This is a genomic window from Pseudoalteromonas sp. HL-AS1, assembly GCF_031198785.1.
Classification (GTDB): domain Bacteria; phylum Pseudomonadota; class Gammaproteobacteria; order Enterobacterales; family Alteromonadaceae; genus Pseudoalteromonas; species Pseudoalteromonas distincta.
Genome location: NZ_CP133569.1, coordinates 1,600,469 through 1,620,966, shown reverse-complemented (window position 1 = coordinate 1,620,966; position 20,498 = coordinate 1,600,469). Strand labels below are relative to the sequence as shown.

The following is a 20,498-nucleotide window of genomic DNA, read 5'->3' as shown; positions in this document are numbered from 1 at the left end:
GACTTTAAGCCAACAGCTATGTTGGCTTTTTCATTTTTAGAACATGGTATTAATATGAACTCCCTTAAAGAGCTAAAAAGTGGCAAACTTGTTGGTGCTACTCGCCTGCAATTGGTAGAAGAGCTAACGACATTTCCTGAAGAAATCTTTAGTTTAGCTGACACGCTTGAAGTTCTCGATTTATCAAATAATAACTTATCAACACTACCTGATGAATTTGCCTGTTTAACACACCTGAAGCGTGTGCTTTTATCGTTTAATCAGTTTAAGCATATTCCTAAAGTGCTCGCTAAATGCCCTGCTTTAATTATGGTCGCGTTTAAAAGTAACCAAATTTCTGAATTTGCTTTAAACAGCCTGCCAAAAAATATTGAGTGGCTAATACTCACCGATAATACGTTAAGCGAATTGCCTGAAGATTTTGGTAATTATACCCAGCTTAAAAAGCTTGCGCTTGCAGGCAATCAACTTAAGCAACTGCCAAGTAGCATGACGCAGTGTAAAAACCTTGAGCTTGTTAGGCTCTCTGCTAATAACTTAACACACGTAGACGACTGGCTGTTTGAATTGCCTAAACTTGCTTGGCTTGCGTTTGCCGGTAACGAATTTAATAAAGCTCAGTGCTTAACTAAAAGCACTTTAAAAAATACCCCGCTTGAAAATTTTCAGCTTAAAAAAGTAATAGGCCAAGGTGCATCGGGCGTTATACACCTTGCAAAAGCGAAACATAGTAATGTTGCTGTAAAACTATTTAAAGGGGCAATTACTAGTGATGGCTACCCACTTGATGAAGTAAATTGCTGCCTACAAGCTGCAAATCATACAAACCTAATCAATGTATTAAGCTATATAGAGCAAGGTACACAGCTTGGCTTAGTAATGGAATTAATAGATACCAATTATACAAATTTGGGTTTACCACCAAGTTTAGAAACGTGTACGCGTGATACCTTTAATGATGATTGCCATTACTCAACTCACGCTATTTTAAAAATTGCACAGCAAATGGTAAGTACCTTACATCACTTACATGTTCGTAAAGTAAGTCACGGCGACGTGTATGCGCATAACACCATGATAAACAAAGATGCTGATGTATTATTTGGTGATTTTGGTGCAGCCACAAACTTAGCCATGTTAAGTGATTATCAACAAAAGCAAATCGAGTTAATTGAAGTACGTGCATTAGGGTGTTTAATTGAAGACTTATTAGGCACAGTAACTGGCGATGATAGACAAAGTGAGCTCTTTGTTAAAATGTCCGATATGGCAAAATGTGCCATGCAACTTACATTAAATCAAAGACCTACATTTACTGACTTATTAGCAGAGCTAAAATAACCTAGATTCAAATTGTAAGTGCATAACTTGTTTTGGCTAGATTAAGTGGTCAGTTGCTCATAAGCTAACTACTTTTTCTCCGGCAAGAGATTTTACAATGAGACATTACAAACAACTGACCTATGCGCAAAGATGCCAGATCGCCGTTCTAAAGAAAAGCGGTTTTACGCAACAAAGTATTGCTGAGCTAACTAATTTATCGCAATCTACGATTTCAAGAGAGCTTTCTAGAAATACAGGTAAGCGAGGTTACAGACACAAACAAGCTCATGAGCGGACTTTGTTTCGCCGAAGAAGTGCAAGAAAACCGCTTAAGATGACACCTGAAATGATAGCTTTAATTACCCAGAAGCTTAATGAGAAGTGGAGTCCTGAACAAATAACGGGATGGTTACACAAAGAAAGTGAACAGTCTGTCAGCCATGAATGCATTTATCTGTATATCTGGGAAGATAAAAAAGCAGGTGGTGATTTATACCTACATCTGCGCCGACACGGTAAGAAATATCACAAGCGCAGTCATGGTAAAACAAACCGAGGGCAAATAAAAAATCGCGTTAGCATTGAAGAGCGCCCACAAATAGTTGATGAGAAAGGCCGTATCGGAGATTGGGAAATAGATACCGTCATAGGCAAAGGTCATCGAGGCGCCCTTGTTACCATTGTAGAGCGGGTTACCCAATTCACTGTATCAACTCAGGTGGCAGGAAAAACAGCACAAGCCGTCACTGCGGCGACAATAGAACTATTAAGGCCATATAGGTCAGCGCTTCATAGCATCACGGCTGACAATGGAAAAGAGTTCGCTTATCACGAGCAAATCACAGAGGCTTTAAGTGTTCCTGTTTATTTTGCTCACCCTTATCACTCATGGGAGCGCGGATTGAATGAAAACACGAATGGATTACTACGTCAGTATTGGCCGAAGAGCACAGATTTTAAGGCGGTAACACCAGCGCAAGTTATACCAGTACTTGAGCAACTTAATAATCGTCCGAGGAAGACACTTGGATTTGAAACGCCTGCAAAATTGATGCAGGATCACTTGGCGGCTAAAGCCGCCTAAGCGTTATGCACTTCAGATTTGAATCCGCGTAAATTTAATGTTAATAATATAAGCGAGCAAAATGTAACATCTTACTCGCTTTTATTTTATGTTTATTCGGATTTTCCGTACTTATTTAGTGCGCTTAAACGGGTAAACCTGTTGTTTAAGCATACCTACGGGCATGTAATCCCCGACTACACCATACGCTTGTGGCCACTCTTTTTGGCCTTTAACAGCAGTACCAAACACATAATCTAAAAACGAAAAATGTGCAGCGTAATTTCGGTCAATCGCGGCTTTATCTGACGCATGATGCCAATGGTGAAACTGCGGTGTAACCATAAAATATTTTAGCCAACCAAATTTCACACGCACATTTGCATGGTTAAACACAGCCTGCAAACCCACAATTATTACGTACAAACTAATTATTTGCTGTGAAAAACCAAGTACAAATATAGGCGTGAGCACTAAGCTGCGAGTTACGAGTATTTCAAGAATATGCTGGCGAGAGCCCGCTAACCAATCCATTTCTTTAGCACTGTGATGTACGCCATGAAAGCGCCATAATAATGGGACTTCGTGATAAGCACGATGCACCCAATACTGCATTAAATCAGCCACGAGTATTATTAAACACAACTGCACTACAAATGGTGTTTGCTCTATATAACCTTGTACCGTAGATGATACAGCCCAGCCAAAGCCATAATGCACAAAGTGGTTAGTAACGAGTAATACAAAACCAATAATTAAATGATTTACAAAAAAGTGGTTTAAATCGCCCCGCCATTCGCTACGTAATATTTTTTGATCTTTACGATGAGGTAATAACTTTTCAATCACAATAAATATGAGTGTTGAGCCGAGTAAATCTAAAATAAACCAATCAAGCCCTATATAAGGTGTGTCGGTAGCAAATTCGTTTACTTCAACGTTTGGTCCGCCAAACATAATAGCGAGTAAAATAAAAAACCACGCTGTAGCCCCTAAACGCTTATTGGTATTACGGACAAAGTTAAGTAATCCTAAACTGCCCGAGACCAATAATGATGCAAACATAAGCTGACGTAAAAAGTCGACGCTGTAGCTTTTTCTCAGCTCTGGTGTGGTTAAGTATTCAGGGAAGTGAAACGCTAATACGCCTAAGCAACTCAGTATTGCTAAAAAGCAGGCTATGTAGCCACTTATGTTGCCCTCACCTATCTGAAGATGATTTGTGCGAAATACTTTTCGCGATAAAGCTCTGATCATTTTTATTATTCCTTGCGTCGTTGAGTTGATTAAATACAACGAAATTCCATTGATTTACACACCCACATATTAACAAAATTTAGGGTATAAAAAATACAAATAGTTCCCTCCTAATTTTGAATTGCAAATATACAGATAAACCAAACGCAAAAAAGCCACGCAATGCGTGGCTTGGTTGGATAAAGCTAAACTTTTACAAGGTCAATTATAAGTACTGACCTAATGCTTTAACTTGGTCTAACATGCGGTTTGAGAAACCCCACTCATTGTCGTACCAAGCCATTACTTTAACTAGTTTACCATTGGCTTTAGTTTGCGTTGCATCAAAGATAGATGACGCTGGGTTATGGTTAAAGTCGATAGAAACAAGCGGAAGCTCGTTATATTCTAAAATACTCTTCATTGAACCCGTTGATGCTTCTTTCATGATTGCATTGATTTCTTCTGCAGTCGTATCACGCTTAGTGATAAACGTAAAATCAACTAAAGAAACATTGATTGTAGGTACACGTACCGACATACCATCTAATTTACCAGCAAGTTCTGGTAATACTAAACCAACAGCTGCCGCAGCACCTGTTTTAGTTGGGATCATAGATTGAGTTGCACTACGCGCACGGTATAAATCTGGGTGGTATACGTCAGATAAGTTTTGATCGTTGGTGTAAGCGTGAATAGTCGTCATGCTACCTTGCTCAATACCTACTGTGTCGTTAATTGCTTTTGCAATTGGCGCTAAACAGTTAGTAGTACAAGAAGCGTTAGAAATGATATTGCTATCAGCATTAATTACGTCGCTGTTTACACCATGCACTACTGTTGCATCTAAACCAGTACCTGGAGCAGATACGATTACTTTTTTAGCGCCTGCAGTAATGTGCTTAGCAGCGTCATCACGTTTAGTGAAAAAACCAGTACATTCTAAAACGATATCTACGTTTAGCTCTTTCCACGGTAAGTTTGCAGGGTCACGCTCTTGCGTTAATGTAATTACGTCATCCCCAATTAGCATAGTGTTGTTTTCAAGTGTTACTTTTTTTGAAAATTGACCATGAACTGAGTCATATTGCGTTAAATGTGCATTTACGTTAGCTGGTGCTAAATCGTTAATTGCTACAATTTTAATTTCGCTGTTTTGAGCTGACTCATAAAGTGCACGTAAAACATTTCTACCGATACGGCCGTAACCGTTAATTGCTACATTAATCATTTTAGACTCCTATTTAAGTTCACTTGCTTGGCGAGCAAGCGCTTCAATTGCTTGCCAGTCTTTATTTTCAATTAGTTGTTTATCTAGCATCCACGTACCACCAACACAAATAACGTTGTTAAGCGCTAAATAATTAGGAGCAGTTGCTAGGCTAATGCCGCCAGTTGGGCAAAAAGTAATATGTGGTAATGGGCCACCGATTGATTTAAGCATAGCTGTTCCGCCTGCAGCTTCTGCTGGGAAGAATTTTAAATACTTAAAACCATGCGACGCAAGTTGCATAACTTCACTTGCAGTTGCAGCGCCTGGTAAAAATGGTATATCTGATGTTTTAGCTAAAGCAATAAGCTCATCGCTCACACCTGGACTCACCATAAAATCGGCACCAGCAGCAACCGAAAGATCAAAACTTGCCTTATCTACTACCGTACCAGTACCTACATAGGCTTCAGGTACTTCTGCTTTCATTAGCTTTAAAGCTTCTGCAGCAATGGGTGTACGTAGTGTTATTTCTAAGGCTTTTAAGCCACCGTTGTATAAAGCTCTTGCAAGTGGTGCTGCATCTTCTAATTTTTCGATTACAACCACTGGCACTACGGGTGCCGATGCTAAGATTTTTTCAATACTCATTACTTGTTCCTCATTACCCAGTATGGCTAATATTTATTCAAGTCCAAAAGCACTCGCGCCTAAATCGGCACTGCTTACGATATTTCTAAATCCAGTAAATAATTCACGACCTGTACCAAATGTTGCACTTGGCAGGCTAAGTTCTGCTTCACGCTTAGCAAGTTCTTCGTCGCTAACGTGTACTTTTAATATTCCGTTTGGCGCATCAAGCGTCACTAAATCGCCTTCTCGGATTTTAGCAATAATGCCGCCTTCTACTGCCTCTGGTGCTAAGTGAATAGCAGCAGGTACTTTACCTGATGCACCCGACATACGACCGTCAGTAACAATAGCTACTTTAAAGCCTTCATCTTGAAGCGTTGCCATTACTGGCGTTAACTTGTGTAGCTCTGGCATACCTTTCGCTTTAGGGCCTTGCTCTTTTAGCACGGCAATAAAGTCTTGGTTTAATTCGCCACGAGTGTATGCATCTTGCAGAGCACTTTGTGAGCTAAATACTTTTGCAGGAGCAGTAACGGTTTGATGTTCTTCAGCAACAGCTGACACTTTGATAACAGCTTTACCTAAGTTGCCAGTTAGAAGTTGCAGACCACCTTGCTTACTAAATGGGTTACTCACTGGGCGAAGTACTTCTTCATCGTGCGAGTTTGCAGGACAATCTACCCATTTAACTTTAGTTGGGCCAGTTGAGTCGCTCATGATCAAGCTATCGTCTTTATCTAAACGAGGCTCTGTCATGTATGGTGCTAAACCATCGCCAAGCATTGTTTTAACGTCTGTATGTAAGTAACCAGCGCTTGCTAGTTCTCGCATTAAGAAACCCATACCGCCAGCTGCTTGAAAGTGGTTTACATCAGCTGAGCCGTTAGGGTAAATACGTGTAAGAAGTGGTACAACTTCTGATAAGTCAGACATATCTTTCCACGTAACCTGAATGCCGGCAGCTTTTGCTATCGCAACAATATGGATTGCATGGTTAGTAGAACCACCTGTAGAAAGCAGACCCACTAAACCATTTATAATCGTTTTTTCGCTGATCACATCGGCTAAACACGGGCTTTCTTTATCATCTGTAAGCTGCTTAAGCATTGTTTCTACAGCATTCCCTGTAAGGCCATCGCGAAGCTCAGTGTAAGGGTTAATGAACGAGCTACCTGGAAGGTGTAAGCCCATTATTTCCATTAACATTTGGTTTGAATTGGCAGTACCGTAGAACGTACATGTACCAGCGCTGTGATAAGACGCACTTTCAGCTTCAAGTAAGTCTTCGCGGCTCACTAAACCTTGTGCAAACTTTTGGCGAATACGTGCTTTTTCTTTATTCGGAATACCTGATTGCATTGGACCTGCTGGTAAAAAGAACACAGGTAAATGACCAAACGACAATGCACCAATTAATAAACCAGGAACAATTTTGTCACAAACGCCTAAACAAAAAACACCATCAAACACATCGTGCGAAAGAGAAATTGCTGTAGACATAGCAATTACATCGCGAGAAAAAAGTGAAAGTTCCATGCCGTCACGCCCTTGCGTAACACCATCACACATTGCAGGCACGCCACCAGCAACTTGAGCTGTAGCATCGTATTTTGTTGCAATGTCTTTAATTAAATCTGGGTAGTCTTTGTATGGCACATGAGCCGATAACATATCGTTATATGAGTTGATAATAGCAAGATTTGGCTGCTCATCAGCCTTTAAGCGCGCTTTGTCATCACTGCTACATGCAGCCATAACATGGGCTATATTTCCGCAACCTAAACCGGCACGAACTCTTGTTTGTTTTTTTGCGTGCGAAATGCGATCTAAATAATCTTGACGGGTATTTTTACTGCGTTCGATAACGCGCTGGGTAACTTCTTGAATACGAGGATGTAACATAATTTAACTCATCTCTATTAGTTAGAGGATAAAGGCTCAGTAGCAACTACAGACTCCACGTAAATAACTGTACTGAGCATCTTTGATTTACCCGTTCAAAGGTACGCTACCAGGGAGCCTCTCACAACAGCCCTGACACCGGTGTCACTGTATTAACGCATAGCAATGACACCGGTGTCAACCCCGGGTAACAAAAATAGTTTAATATTTTAACATGACCGAATAATGACCTAATTGATTTTTAGGCACAAACCATGTTTTAGCAAGTTCAGAGTAAAAAAAGCCCGAATAAGCGTCACTCATATTCGGGCTACTGTGAAAGTGTTTTAAACTCACTATTTTATTGCTGAGGTAGACTCGCGTGTAATCAAGCGCGACTCAAGCGTTACCTGATACGGCTGCTCTTGTGGTTGAGCTATGTGTGAAATAAGTTGTGTTACGGCTTGTTTAGTCATTTCTTCAACGGGCTGTGCAATCGTTGTTAACCCAGGCCAAATATGACGTGCAATGGGTGCATTATCAAACCCAGCTATTGAAATGTCATCAGGCACTTTTAATTGGCGCTGAGTTGCTAATTTAAGTACGGCAGCCGCCATGTAATCGTTTGATGCAAATACAGCGGTTGGCCTAGGGGATAAATCTAATATGCTGCGTGCACTATCTACACCTGAGTGATAACTAAAGTTACCCTCCTCTACTAAGCGCTCATCAAATTCTATACCATGGCTTGCAAGTGAACGCCTGTAACCTTTAAAACGTTGTTGCGTGGCACTGTGATCTGGGTGCCCTTTAATAAAGGCTATAGATTTATGACCGAGGTTAATTAAATGCTCGGTAATCTCAAATGCGCCTTGCTCGTCGTTACTACGCACTGAAATTGAATCATCTTGTAGTAAAGCTGAAGCAACCCTTGCATAAGGAATTTTTTTAGATTTTAAAAAAGCAACAAGCTCAGCAAAATCACCAAAAGGAGGTGTTAGCACAATGCCATCTAATCGAGAAGTTTGTAGTAATTGCTCAATATTATTTATAAGTGCTTCACCACGAAACTCACAAGGGTGTATCAATAAATTATAGTTGTTTTCTTTACACGCTTCTAAGGCGCCCGTTTGCACTCGGGTAATATAACTTTTACTTGGGTTATCGTATAAACAGCCAATAATAAAGCTACGATTTTGAGCAAGACCTCGTGCAATTGGATTTGGGGTGTAATCAAGCTCTTTAAATACCGCAAGCACCTTTTCTCGGGTGGCGGCACTTACATTAGGCTCATTGTTTAACACGCGTGAGACGGTTTTTTTAGAAACCCCTGCATGGCTTGCTACACTATTTATGGTTACTTTTTTCATCTGTCCATTATCCAAATACAACCTGTAAGACCAAAGCCCTATTTGCTATTGTGTAAACACGCAGCAGCGCCAATAAGCGGTATGTTGTCTTGTGTTACGAGTGTTACAGGGATTTGTCCTGCGTACTGCGACATAATACCCTTTTGCGAAAATCGTTCAACAAAACGACTCTCAAGAAGTCTCGCTTGCATACGAGGTAGTATTCCACCGCCAATAAATAATCCACCTAACGCGCCATAAACAACCGCTAAATCACCGGCAACACTGCCAATCCAATCACAAAACTGGTTTAAGGTTGCATCACACACATCACATTCACCACTATTTGCAAGGCTGCTAATTTGTGCGGCATCTAAATTTTTAGCTGTTACACCCTTAACCGCAGACATTGCTTTGTATAAATGCGTTATGCCAGGACCTGAGAAAACTGTTTCGATAGAAACATGGGGATGATCTTTACGTAATTCATTCAATAATAAAGTATCGAGTTCATTAACAGGTGCAAGTGATATATGCCCCCCTTCTGAACTCAACACTGCGGTAGATTGGGACGTTCTAACTAAGCACGCGGCACCAAAACCAGTACCTGGACCTATAACACCAATGTTTGCGTTATCATCAGCTTGACCTGATTTAACAATGACATTTTGTTTAGGATCTAAGTAAGGGGCAGCGTAAGCAAAGGCAGCAAAATCATTAATGACTTCAAGTTGTTGTAAATCAAAATGAGTTTTAAATTCACCGACGCTAAAATGCCAACCTAAATTGGTTAAATGCACTTGCCCGGCTTTTATTGGCCCTGCAACGGCTAAACATGCGCGTTTGGGTGCAGTATGTGGGACTGTTAGCAAATATTGCTCGAGCGCACTTTCAAGAGAACCAAAGTTGGCACTAGGAAAAATATTAATGTGCTCTATTATAAATTGGTTAGTCTGTTCATTAAAAGCAGTTATTAAAGCAAAGCGGGCATTAGTGCCGCCGACATCAGCAACTAAGATGGGATCAAATTGGGCAGAAGCGTTTGGGCTCATAGTATTATCTCTTTTGTTAAGCGACTCATGCTTATTATTTTACAATGGTGTACCATTGTTATTTATACTTTGAGCTATCACCTCAAAGTAGCTATCACAGTAAAAAATGCTGCCTATAAAGATATAGACAGCGAATACGTTTTGACAACAAAATGATAAAACACTGACATTATGACACCGGTGTCAGGAATTTATCAATAAAAATATACGTTAATTCACAAAAAGCTTGAAATTATTCATCAATAAACGAAAATGACACAATTATTTATCAATTTAATTAAGTTGTAACAATGAAAGGTAAAGCTACCTCATTTGATATTGCCCACTATGCAGGGGTATCTCAATCGACTGTATCTCGCGCTTTACGTAACAGCCACCTTGTTAATGAAGAAACACGCAAGCGTGTTTTCGATATAGCTAAAAAGCTTAATTATAAAGTTGATAAAAATGCGAGTAACCTTCGCACTCAACAAAGTAGTACGCTTGCATTATTGTTGTTTGAAGATCCCACTTCTGACGAGTCCCAAATAAATCCTTTCTTCTTAGCCATGCTTGGCAGTATTACCCGTGCTTGCGCTACAGAAGGTTACGATTTATTAGTTTCATTTCAATCGGCCAGTGCTGATTGGCAAGCAGACTACGAAGACAGCCACAGAGCTGATGGCATTATTTTACTCGGGTATGGCGATTACATTGATTACCAACCAAAATTTAACACCTTACTTGAACAAAATACTAAGTTTGTTTGCTGGGGTGCAACGGTAGATAACCGTCCAGATTTAACTGTTTGTTGTGATAACTACGGTGGCGGTAAGCTCGCCGCTGAGCACTTTATTGCGCATAGCAGAACTGATTGCGCTTTTATTGGTGATGCATCTGATCACAGTCCTGAATTTTTTAGTCGATTTCAGGGTTTTAAGGATGAGCTATTGGCTAACAACGTTAAAATAAATGAGCGTAAAATGGCTAATGCTATCTCTACTGAAGAATCTGGCTATCACGCCACACGCTCACTAATTGCTAATAATATTAAATTTAACGCCTTATTTGCTGCAAGTGACTTAATTGCTATAGGGGCTATACGCGCACTTAAAGAAGCAAATATCAACGTGCCGAAAGATGTTGCGGTTGTCGGCTTTGATAACATAGCCATTGCAAGTTATGTAAACCCACCCCTAACTACAATAGAGCAAAACACCACTATTGCTGGGCAAATGTTAGTAGAAAACCTATTAAAACTTATACGTGGTGAAGAAGTTCAAAGTACCCTACTTCCACCTGTATTAATTTCACGAAAAAGTAGCAGTTAAAATTCAAATTTTATACCAATCCGCAATAATACTTAATCATTTAGCGGGGCTAAACGTGTCGCTAACTGCGTTAAAAAATTCTTATTTAGAACAACTAAATAGCGAATTTTTTGCCTAGCTATCAACACGTTTTGCCTGCCTCAAAATAGCTCACTTAATTAAGCGAATTGGTATTATATATTAGTGTTTTAGAGACTCGGTAACTACTGGGTAGTGATCCCATACTTGTTTATCACTGAGTGAGCGTACAAGCTTAATGTATTCTGCATGAGTCCATGCCAGTGGTGTTGCTGAGTTTGTGCCCTCGCCTAGCTCATAACCAGCTTTATTTACACCTACACCATCCCATACTTGCTCTGGTAGCATCATTCCATTATTGGCAAATTGCTCTAACCCTTTAACATAGCTGTTTTTAATTTGCGCTTGTTTAGCATCATCAAGGGCGTTGTTTGCGTTAGCTGCAGCTATTTCATAATGCCCACGTTCACCTGTGAAAAATGGCCAAACACGACCACGTTGGCCTGGTGTATTACTGCCATCCTCTGCGTAATTAGTACCTGTGGTTTCATCTTCGCCGTAGCCATCATTACCATAGCGGCGGTAGCCTGCAAATGTGCCGCTGCCGTCGTCAAAGCTGAAGCTGTATTTAACCTGTAGGTTATCTTCAAGCGTTTCGTCATCGTACTCAGGCAGTGTTTTAACAATGCTTTCGTCGTTAGCATCACGTACGCCATAGCGTACTAGCTCTAAGAAGCCGCCATCTAAAATTTGCTTTTTATTAAACCCTTCGCGGCCATTATTAGCGTTAATTTTAGTGTTTGAGTTTGCATCGGTATCTTGGCCTATACGGATAAAGTATTCACCATCACTATTTTCGCCTTTTAAGTTACCTTTAGTGGTAAACATTTGCGATTCAATATCGTTGTTATACTTTTTAGCCGTAGCTAGGTAGCGCTTTGCGTTTTTATCATCACCGCTAAGCGTTGCGATATCGCTTGCGGTAATAAGGCCTGCCACTATTGCTGCAGTTGTAGAAGGCGAATAACCGCTTTGCTCTTCCCAACGTTCTTGTTGGGTTGCCGGTGGTGTAATTTGCGTGTCGTTCCACAAAATTTTAGCAAGGCCGCCATCAACTAAAAAATCAGCCGCTGGTTTTAACATTTTGCCGTACCAGCTTTTTAGTTCATCATCGCTAAGTACATTGGCTTTATGTAACTTCCAAGCAAGCATAATAGGCATAGCTGTTTGGTCAAGCTGTACGCCGACCCATTCAAGCTCACCATCTACGTGCGTTTTTTGTAAAAACCAGCCTGTATCGCCTTTATTACCTGGTGTTTTGCTATTTACTTGCACTTTTTCAAGGTATTCGAATGCTGTTTTTGCTGTGGCAGTATCACCCACTGCCATAAAGGCCATGGCTACTTGATAAAAGTCGCGCACCCATACCGCTTTATAACCGGTTGAGCCTTCTTTAGCAGATACGGTTTCTCCCCATGGATTAGATAGAGAAGCAATTAATGCCCCTGCGTGTGTTTTATCTTCTTGTGCTTTTAGAACCATGGCGCTGGTGTATAAAAGCTTACCGTTATCGGCGGTTTGCTCAACCATGGTATTAAGTGGTTTAAGGCTTTGTAGGTAATCTTGCCAGCCTAGCGCTTCACCCTTACCGTTATAGTGATCAAGCACCGCTTGATAGCCTTTTGCTAAGCTTTTTTCGCCTTGCTTTATACTTTGCTGCTGCGTTTTACCAAAACTAAGTGCTAAATCAAAGGTGGTGTTAGCGCTTATATCGCCAAGCTCTGCAAGCATGCTTACGTTACCTGAAGCTTCGCCGGTATTTGTGTATTGGGTGTTTAAAGATTGAGTAGTTTTAAGTGCGTTTATGCCGTCACTTTTTCCTGTAAACCCTACCGTTTTTGCTTTAAAAGGGGTTGCTGATTGAAGCGATAAATAGTTATCGTCTTCCCATGCGACAAGGCCTTGCTCAGTCGTTTTAGCAAAGTCTCCTAGCCCGTTATTATTAATATACGGATTAACAGACACATATGCTTTTAGCCCTTCAAGCTCAGTGTTAAATACACTGCGTACAAATAATGTTTGCCCATCTGGGTCAGTAAAAATGTGTTTTTCTAGGCTAAAGCGCCCTTGTTTATCAGTGCTAGTTACTTTGTAGGCAAGCGATAACGGGCGACCTTGTGCATCTTTATGTAAGTAATCAATGGTGACATCTAAATCATCAGCTTCACTAACGGTAAAGTCTTTACCTGTTACTATAAATTGCATGTCTTTTATTTGTGCCTGGTGAATAAGCCCAAACATGGTTTCGGTGATCATACCTTTAGCGATTGAAAACCATACTTTAGATACATCCCCCGTTGCAGCTGTATCAGTGTATTGGCCGTTTTGGTATTGCTCGTACGATGTACCAATACCGGTTTTACCCGCGTAAGCCCAAAATGGTTCAGCACCTGGGGCGCCTGGTGCCGATTTAATCTGTGCGCCGGTACTTTCATTGGTTGTGCTTGTGTTTTGAGCGCCACAGGCGGTTAAACCTAACGTTAAAAGTGAGGCGGTTATAAGGTTATATTTTTTCATTGTGTGTCCTTAATGTGAATTTTTAACGCGCATTACCGCAACGGCAGCGACAACGAACGAGGCTGCACCAATTAACAATGCGTAAATAGGCTGATTAGAAAATACGTGGCGTAAAATGAGCCCTAAAATGCTGGCGGCAAGTAACTGAGGTATAACTATAAAAAAATTAAAAATACCCATGTAAACGCCCATTTTATTACTTGGCAGTGCGTTACTTAGCATGGCGTAAGGCAGCGATAAAATAGACGCCCACGCAAACCCCACCCCAATCATAGGAATAAGTAACATTTTAGGGTCTTGAATAAACATAAAGCTTGCAAGACCTAACGCGCCCAGCAATAAATTAAAACAATGCGCGCCTTTTGAGCCCATTTTTTTAACTAAAAACGGAATACACATAGCGGCAATAGCTGCAAAGCCATTGTAGGCGGCAAATAAAATACCCACCCAGTCTGCACCATCGTTAAATGCTTTAGAGGTTGCATCGCTACTACCATAATGAAAGCTTGTTACTGCTGCGGTGGTATAAATCCACATGGCAAATAAAGTAAACCAGCTAAAAAACTGCACCCATGCAAGCTGCTTCATGGCTTCTGGCATTGTAAATACATCTTGTACTACTTGGTAAAAACCACCTTGAGTTTTGTTAGCACTTTTAAGCGCTGCTGCAATCCACTGCACAATACCAAACGCTAATAAACCACCAGCTAATAGGTATAATTCTTTTTCAAGCGATAAGCCCATTACTAATGCAAGGGTTGCTAAACCCAGCACTACAAAAATAATGGCGCCTTTATTAAAGTTAATATCAACCAGTTTGCTTGTAGTAGGTTGAGCGCTTTGCTTTTCAAACTCAGCTAATTGCTCTGGGCTGTACTCTTTTGTACGTGCAACGGTCCAAAGCACTGCAACAAGTAGCACCACCCCACCCCAATAAAATGAGTATTTAACAGACTCTGGAATTTGCCCAGGCGCTGCAGTATTACTTACATCAAACCAGTTGGTCATCATCCACGGTAATGCTGAGGCTAGTACCGCACCAATACCAATAAAAAAGCTTTGTAACCCGTAACCTGTAGCGCGTTGTTTTTCTGGCAGGTTATCGCCTACAAGTGCTCTAAACGGTTCCATGGTTACGTTGATTGACGCATCCATGATCCATAACATACCAGCGGCAATCCAAAGCGTAGGAGAATGCGGCATAATAAATAATGAAAGCGTTGTTAACACTGCGCCTATAAAAAAGAACGGACGGCGACGACCAAAGCGCCCCCACGTTTTATCGCTCCAGTAACCAATAATAGGCTGTACGATTAAACCAGTAAGCGGTGCTGCAACCCATAGAATGGGAATATCATCAACTTGTGCGCCTAATGTTTGGAATATTCGGCTCACATTGCCGTTTTGCAGAGCAAAACCAAACTGTATGCCTAAAAAGCCAAAACACATGTTCCATATTTGCCAAAAACTTAAATTTGGCTTATCGGTATTATTATTTTGATTATTCATTATTAGCCTTATTTGTTAATACTGCGCTGCTAAATGCATCAAGTGTGAGTTTAAATGTAGCGCCTTGCGGGTGAGCTTTAAGCTGGGTGGTGTGATTTTCAAGTAAATCATTTAATAGCGTATTTTCACTCATTGCACCTAATTGTGCCTTTGATAAATTAACCGTAACTATTTGTGGCTGCTCGCTAAAGTTACTTAACACATGCACACTTTGCTGGCCTAAAGAGCGGGTAAAACCAACAACACGTTCACTTCCTACAAGGTTAAGTGCCGACATTTCTCCGCCTACTACAGCAGGTAAACTATTAAGTGACATAACCGCTTTGTAGTAATCACGAAGTGCTACTTGCTCTGAGGTTAAATTAGCGCCATCAAATTTTCCGTTATTCATCCATGCTTGGTGCGCTGGCACGCCAATGTAGTCAAAAATACTGGTACGTGTGGCTGTGCCAAATCCTGCGTTTTCAGAGCCATCTTCTCCCACATCTTGAGCAAAATATAAAAGCGTTGGCGCGCGACTAATTAGATTAGAAACTACTAAAGCAGGTTTACCCCACTGGGCATTACCTGCAAAGTCTGGACTTGCGATACGTTGTTCATCATGATTTTCTAAAAAGTGCAGCATGTGTGCTTCAATATCAGTAACTTGGCTTTGGGCAGCAAAAATAGTATTAGCAGCTTGCTTACCCTGCATAATGGCTTTTAGTGTGTCATAAAAGCCCACTTTATCGTAAAGGTAGTCCATTTTACCTTGGTGAATATACGCACGGTACATTAGCGGGTTATACACTTCGGCTAATAAAAAGGCGTCGCTTTTTTGCATTTTTATCGACGAATTTAAAAAACTCCAAAATTCTACAGGCACCATTTCGGCCATGTCGTATCTAAAGCCATCAACGCCTTTATCTAACCAAAATAGCGCTATGTCTCTAAATTTGTACCAGCTATTAGGGAGCTCTTTATCTTGCCAAAACTCGTAGTGAGCACGGTAATCCTTGTCCTTATAGTCGTTTGGCAGCTGAGCAAAATCGTAGCTGCCATCAGACTTTACACCGTAATTCACTTTTACAGTTTCGTACCAATCGTTAATGTCGGGTTTTGGTGCACGGGCACCGTTACCTGTCCATTTAGCAGGTGTTTCATCAAAAAAGCCATCAGCAAGTGGGTGAGCTTTTCCACCTAATACGTTATAGGTTGTAGAAGTAGGCACTTGAAATGACTGCCCAGGCACATAGTAAAAATTGTTGTTTTTATCGTACGTTTTACTGGTGTCGTCTTGCGCGCCAAAATCTTCAACCCCTTTAGGCTTTCCTAATGATTGATAATTTCGCGCAACATGGTTAGGCACGATATCAATAATGACTTTCATGCCATGGCTGTGCGTACGCTCAATGAGCTGGCTAAACTCTCCCATACGATTCGTCACGTTAATTGCTAAATCAGGATTTACATCATAATAATCTTTTATTGCATATGGCGAACCTGCTCGTCCTTTTACAACATCAGGATCGTCTTGAGAAATCCCATAATCGCTATAATCGCCTACTAAGGCATGGTGTAATACGCCGGTATACCAAACGTGCGTTGTACCTAGCTCCTTTATACCTTTGAGGGCGGCATCGTTAAAGTCGGCAAATTTACCTACACCATTTTGCTCTTTAGTGCCCCATGGCACATTGGCAGTTTCGGTATTACCAAACAAACGGGTAAATACTTGATATACAACCGGCTTGGTAAGCTCATTTTGTGTGTGTGCGGGTGTTTGCTGTTGTTCAGGTTTGTTATTTTCTGAACACCCTGTAGCAATAAGTGCACTACAAAGTACTGCGGGTACATAAACTAATTTTTTCATTGTGTGTCTTTTTTGTCAGTATTGTTATTACTTTATACTAAAGATTACTGCAGCAACCATACAGTTGCTGCATACGTATTCAGGTAAACTATTGAGAGGTATTTATAATTAATACCGTTGCACTCATTGCCGGTAAAGCAACTGTATTACCCAACACCTGTGTTTTGTGGGTGAATAAGTTAAGTGCTTTGGTATTTTTTGGTATTACTTCCTGCATATACTCAATATTCTTAGTTAGCTCTTTTGTGTTTTTATTCATAAATACCAACACAGTTTGCTCGTCGCTAATACGCGCGTAACTATACACGCCTTGTTGAGGCGTAAAATGCACAAGTTTTCCTTTTTCAAGTGCTGGGCTGCTTTTTCTAAAATTAAGCAAGGTACTAATTGTTTTGTGCATGTCTTTTTGCTGTTTTGTTAGCCCCTCGCCCGTAAAGGCGTTCCGAGTTTGGCCTTTAAATCCACCCGGGAAGTCTATTCTAATATCGCCATGATCTTTACTTGGGGTGTTATCTAATAGCACTTCCGTACCGTAGTACATTTGGGCTATACCTCGTGTGGTTAAAAATAGAGTCATTGCCATTTTAGTTTTGGCTTCGTCTTGGCCAAGCTCGGTGTATACACGGCTCATATCATGATTATCTGCAAATACCATAATGTTATTAGTATCAGGGTATAAAAAGTCATTAGCTAACGACTCATAGACTTTAACCCAGCCCGTGTTCCAGCTTTCTTCTTCATTTAGCGCTTGAATTACCGACTCTTGCAACGAAAAGTCCATAACGCTTGGTAAGCTTGATGTATATCCATCTTGGTTATGCTTACCACGTTGCCAGTAAGAGGCAATAGCAGGGTTAGAGGTCCACTCTTCTCCTACAATATTAAAATCCGGATACTCTTGCATAATTGCTTTTGTCCAATCGCTCAAAAATGCTTTATCTGAGTAAGAGTAAGTATCAACGCGAATACCACTTAAATCTGCGTATTCAATCCACCAAATCGCATTTTGAGTTAAATATTCGCTCAAGAGTGGTTGGCGCTGGTTTAAATCCGGCATGCTGGCTACAAACCAGCCATCGTTAAACTGGCGTTTATCGTAATCGCTTGCGTGTGGGTCTTGAATTGTTTGGCGGGCATGGCTTGTCGCATTTTTACCATTTTCAAATTCGCCATTAAAGTTGATCCAATCTTTGCTCGGTTTATCCTTCATCCATGTATGCTCTGCACCAAAGTGATTAAGCACCATATCCATTACCAAGCCTATACCCTGCTCTTTGGCCTTTACTGAGAGCGATTTATAAAGTGAATTAGAACCCATGCGTGGGTCTACGTTATAAAAATCAGTAATAGCATAACCGTGATAAGAGTAATCGGGCATGTTGTTTTCAAGCACCGGCGTTAACCACAACTGCGTTACACCTAAATCTTTTAAATATGGCAATGCATTAATAACACCTTGTATATCACCACCGTGTCGCCCTCCTTTAAATGTTGGATTTACTTCCTCCAACATACCGCTCACGGTGTCATTTTGTTTATCGCCATTTACAAAACGGTCAGGATTAATTAAATACACAGTATCTTTACTGCTAAAACCTTCTCGCACAGCACTATTTTTTGTTCTCTCAAGTAAAGAGAAAATGAAATTATTCTTACCATTGCTATTAAATTTTAATGTGCCTGCTTGGGCTGTATCGCTAATGGCTATATGTAAAAATACGTAATTAGGGTTTTCGGTGCGCGTAATATTGGCCAGCTCAACTCCTTGATAAGGTAAAAGCTTAAATTGGGTGTTTGCAATGTTTTGTTCATGCAACATTAGCGTAATTGTATTTTTTTTCATGCCCACCCACCAATTAGCTGGTTCAACGCTAAGAGCATAAGACATGCTTGGTATAGTATATAAACAGAGTAAGAGTATTTGCTGTATAAATCGCATTATGACGCCCTTTTAATACTGGCTAAAAATTCTTTGTGGGTAGGAAGTTTTTCAACTGTCGAATTTACTAATGTTTTTAAACTAATAAACAAATCACTTAACTGCTCGTCCGTAAACGAATTAGCAATAGTGCAATAGTCATCAGATATTAAGCCTTGTCCAATCATCACTTGCTGCCATGCTATTTCGGCAAATAACTCATCGTCTTCGCGCATAACCTTACCTGTTTGTTTAAATAGATTAAGTTTATGGATCAGTGAATCCGGTATATCCATTTGCATGCATTGACGCCAAAATGCGGAGTCTTCGCGCACAGTAAGTTTGTAATGCAGAATAATAAAATCACGAATATGCTCTATTTCAGTCACGCTTTGTTTATTAAACTCGCTTGCTAACGCATCGCTGATACCATGGTGTGGAAATAATTTGATCAGCCGTGTAACTGCGCTTTGAATTAGGTGAATGCTTGTAGATTCCAATGGCTCTAAAAAGCCACTTGATAAACCAACCGCGACTACATTTTTATGCCATTGTTTTACACGTCTACCTGTTTTGAATTTAATAAATCTAGGTTCTGTTATTGGATCTGCCGGTAAGTTATTAAGCAACAACGCCTTTGCGTCTTCATCCGATAAGTAACGACTACAATAAACCAAGCCATTGCCTATTCGGCTTTGTAACGGAATTTGCCACTGCCAACCGGCACTGTGCGCAATTGATTGCGTATAAGGTTTTAATTCATCGTTTGATTTTGTTTGTACTGCGATGGCACTATCGCATGGTAAATAATGAGACCAATCTACAAATCCGGTATTGAGTGTTTTCTCAATAAGCAACGCACGCAACCCTGTGCAATCTATAAATAAATCACCGTTGATTTGCTTATTATCATCGAGTATGAGTGTTTCTACATTACCCGTTGCTAAACATTGTGTAACTTCACTAATTTTGGCATCAATGTGTTTTACACCGCGCGATATTGCCAGCTTTTTTAAATATTCAGCGTAAAGTGTGGCGTCAAAATGATAAGCGTAACTTAGCCCAGGTAATTGGGTATTGGGTATTGTGTTTAAGGGAGCAAATTTATGCTGTTTAGCGGCTTGGTAATTTAACGAAAAATCCCATAAATCGTCTTCGCAACCCGTGATTCGACCTTTTAACCAAAAGTTATAAAAGTCGCAAAACGGGAAGTCTTTTCCAATCGGGCCAAACGCATGCATATAACTGTGCGTTGGTTTTTTCCAGTTTTCGAATTCAATACCGAGTTTAATTGTTGCGTTAGTTTCGTTTATAAACTCTTTTTCGTTAATGCCTAATGCGTTATTAAGTTGGATAATAGGTGGTATGGTTGCTTCTCCAACTCCCACGGTGCCAATAGATGATGACTCTATCAATGTGATATTAATTACTTTACCTAACACTTTATTAAGCAGTGCTGCAGTTATCCAACCTGCGGTACCACCGCCTGCGATCACGACGTGTTTTATTGATTTCATCTTATTATCCACGTTTTATTAAATCAAAGTATGATTAAAAAGTTAGGTAA

General features: G+C 40.4%; 14 protein-coding genes. 3 read left to right on the top strand and 11 right to left on the bottom strand.

The features are described from left to right. Positions 1 to 18 precede the first annotated feature (18 nt). The gene (locus RB214_RS07620) at positions 19 to 1,341 is read left to right on the top strand and encodes a leucine-rich repeat-containing protein kinase family protein (RefSeq protein ID WP_309168725.1); all 1,323 of its coding nucleotides are present in this window, start codon (positions 19 to 21) and stop codon (positions 1,339 to 1,341) included. Between the two features lie 97 nt (positions 1,342 to 1,438). Next, positions 1,439 to 2,407, top strand: a complete 969-nt coding sequence (locus tag RB214_RS07615) for an IS30 family transposase (RefSeq protein ID WP_309168724.1) — start codon at positions 1,439 to 1,441, stop codon at positions 2,405 to 2,407. A 111-nt stretch (positions 2,408 to 2,518) separates the two neighbouring features. Here the strand turns inward: RB214_RS07615 and RB214_RS07610 are convergent, their stop codons facing one another. The 6 genes from RB214_RS07610 to glk form a co-directional block, all read right to left on the bottom strand. Continuing rightward, positions 2,519 to 3,643 (bottom strand): sterol desaturase family protein, encoded by a 1,125-nt coding sequence (locus tag RB214_RS07610; RefSeq protein WP_309168723.1) that lies wholly within the window; start codon positions 3,641 to 3,643, stop codon positions 2,519 to 2,521. Positions 3,644 to 3,848: 205 nt separating this feature from the next. Then, on the bottom strand, positions 3,849 to 4,853 hold the full coding sequence (gap, locus tag RB214_RS07605) for a type I glyceraldehyde-3-phosphate dehydrogenase (RefSeq protein WP_002959757.1): 1,005 nt from the start codon (positions 4,851 to 4,853) through the stop codon (positions 3,849 to 3,851). Positions 4,854 to 4,862: 9 nt separating this feature from the next. Continuing rightward, entirely contained in the window at positions 4,863 to 5,483 is a 621-nt protein-coding gene (gene eda, locus RB214_RS07600; protein ID WP_200220214.1) for a bifunctional 4-hydroxy-2-oxoglutarate aldolase/2-dehydro-3-deoxy-phosphogluconate aldolase, read from the bottom strand. Between the two features lie 33 nt (positions 5,484 to 5,516). After that, positions 5,517 to 7,367 carry a phosphogluconate dehydratase gene (gene edd / locus RB214_RS07595; RefSeq protein WP_002959754.1) on the bottom strand — a complete coding sequence of 617 codons (1,851 nt, stop codon included), beginning with the start codon at positions 7,365 to 7,367 and terminating at the stop codon, positions 5,517 to 5,519. Between the two features lie 335 nt (positions 7,368 to 7,702). Then, on the bottom strand, positions 7,703 to 8,716 hold the full coding sequence (locus tag RB214_RS07590) for a LacI family DNA-binding transcriptional regulator (RefSeq protein WP_197120992.1): 1,014 nt from the start codon (positions 8,714 to 8,716) through the stop codon (positions 7,703 to 7,705). 38 nt (positions 8,717 to 8,754) lie between these two features. Beyond that, the gene (glk, locus tag RB214_RS07585; RefSeq protein WP_309168722.1) at positions 8,755 to 9,747 is read right to left on the bottom strand and encodes a glucokinase; all 993 of its coding nucleotides are present in this window, start codon (positions 9,745 to 9,747) and stop codon (positions 8,755 to 8,757) included. A 290-nt stretch (positions 9,748 to 10,037) separates the two neighbouring features. Here glk and RB214_RS07580 point away from each other — a divergent pair, with 290 nt between their 5' ends. Further along, the gene (locus RB214_RS07580) at positions 10,038 to 11,057 is read left to right on the top strand and encodes a LacI family DNA-binding transcriptional regulator (protein ID WP_309168721.1); all 1,020 of its coding nucleotides are present in this window, start codon (positions 10,038 to 10,040) and stop codon (positions 11,055 to 11,057) included. A 180-nt stretch (positions 11,058 to 11,237) separates the two neighbouring features. On the opposite strand, the gene RB214_RS07575 is transcribed toward RB214_RS07580, so the two are convergent. From RB214_RS07575 to RB214_RS07555, 5 genes are all read right to left on the bottom strand, one after another. Beyond that, on the bottom strand, positions 11,238 to 13,652 hold the full coding sequence (locus tag RB214_RS07575) for a glycoside hydrolase family 15 protein (protein ID WP_309168720.1): 2,415 nt from the start codon (positions 13,650 to 13,652) through the stop codon (positions 11,238 to 11,240). A gap of 9 nt (positions 13,653 to 13,661) precedes the next feature. Then, positions 13,662 to 15,161 (bottom strand): MFS transporter, encoded by a 1,500-nt coding sequence (locus tag RB214_RS07570; RefSeq protein ID WP_309168719.1) that lies wholly within the window; start codon positions 15,159 to 15,161, stop codon positions 13,662 to 13,664. Further along, complete coding sequence (locus tag RB214_RS07565) at positions 15,154 to 17,013, bottom strand: alpha-amylase family protein (protein WP_309168718.1); 1,860 nt, start codon at positions 17,011 to 17,013, stop codon at positions 15,154 to 15,156. Before RB214_RS07565 ends, RB214_RS07570 begins: the two co-directional genes overlap by 8 nt. An 88-nt stretch (positions 17,014 to 17,101) precedes the next feature. After that, positions 17,102 to 18,856 (bottom strand): alpha-amylase family glycosyl hydrolase, encoded by a 1,755-nt coding sequence (locus RB214_RS07560; protein ID WP_375144340.1) that lies wholly within the window; start codon positions 18,854 to 18,856, stop codon positions 17,102 to 17,104. 95 nt (positions 18,857 to 18,951) lie between these two features. Then, the gene (locus RB214_RS07555; RefSeq protein WP_165724085.1) at positions 18,952 to 20,448 is read right to left on the bottom strand and encodes a tryptophan halogenase family protein; all 1,497 of its coding nucleotides are present in this window, start codon (positions 20,446 to 20,448) and stop codon (positions 18,952 to 18,954) included. Between the last annotated feature and the right edge of the window lie 50 nt (positions 20,449 to 20,498).

Coding starts and splice junctions, on each gene's coding strand:
- edd (WP_002959754.1), bottom strand. CDS start 7,367: ATGTTACATCCTCGTATTCAAGAAGTTACCCAGCGCGTTATCGAACGC.
- RB214_RS07580 (WP_309168721.1), top strand. CDS start 10,038: ATGAAAGGTAAAGCTACCTCATTTGATATTGCCCACTATGCAGGGGTA.
- gap (WP_002959757.1), bottom strand. CDS start 4,853: ATGATTAATGTAGCAATTAACGGTTACGGCCGTATCGGTAGAAATGTT.
- eda (WP_200220214.1), bottom strand. CDS start 5,483: ATGAGTATTGAAAAAATCTTAGCATCGGCACCCGTAGTGCCAGTGGTT.
- RB214_RS07610 (WP_309168723.1), bottom strand. CDS start 3,643: ATGATCAGAGCTTTATCGCGAAAAGTATTTCGCACAAATCATCTTCAG.
- RB214_RS07590 (WP_197120992.1), bottom strand. CDS start 8,716: ATGAAAAAAGTAACCATAAATAGTGTAGCAAGCCATGCAGGGGTTTCT.
- RB214_RS07560 (WP_375144340.1), bottom strand. CDS start 18,856: ATGAAAAAAAATACAATTACGCTAATGTTGCATGAACAAAACATTGCA.
- RB214_RS07555 (WP_165724085.1), bottom strand. CDS start 20,448: ATGAAATCAATAAAACACGTCGTGATCGCAGGCGGTGGTACCGCAGGT.
- RB214_RS07570 (WP_309168719.1), bottom strand. CDS start 15,161: ATGAATAATCAAAATAATAATACCGATAAGCCAAATTTAAGTTTTTGG.
- RB214_RS07615 (WP_309168724.1), top strand. CDS start 1,439: ATGAGACATTACAAACAACTGACCTATGCGCAAAGATGCCAGATCGCC.
- RB214_RS07620 (WP_309168725.1), top strand. CDS start 19: ATGTTGGCTTTTTCATTTTTAGAACATGGTATTAATATGAACTCCCTT.
- glk (WP_309168722.1), bottom strand. CDS start 9,747: ATGAGCCCAAACGCTTCTGCCCAATTTGATCCCATCTTAGTTGCTGAT.
- RB214_RS07565 (WP_309168718.1), bottom strand. CDS start 17,013: ATGAAAAAATTAGTTTATGTACCCGCAGTACTTTGTAGTGCACTTATT.
- RB214_RS07575 (WP_309168720.1), bottom strand. CDS start 13,652: ATGAAAAAATATAACCTTATAACCGCCTCACTTTTAACGTTAGGTTTA.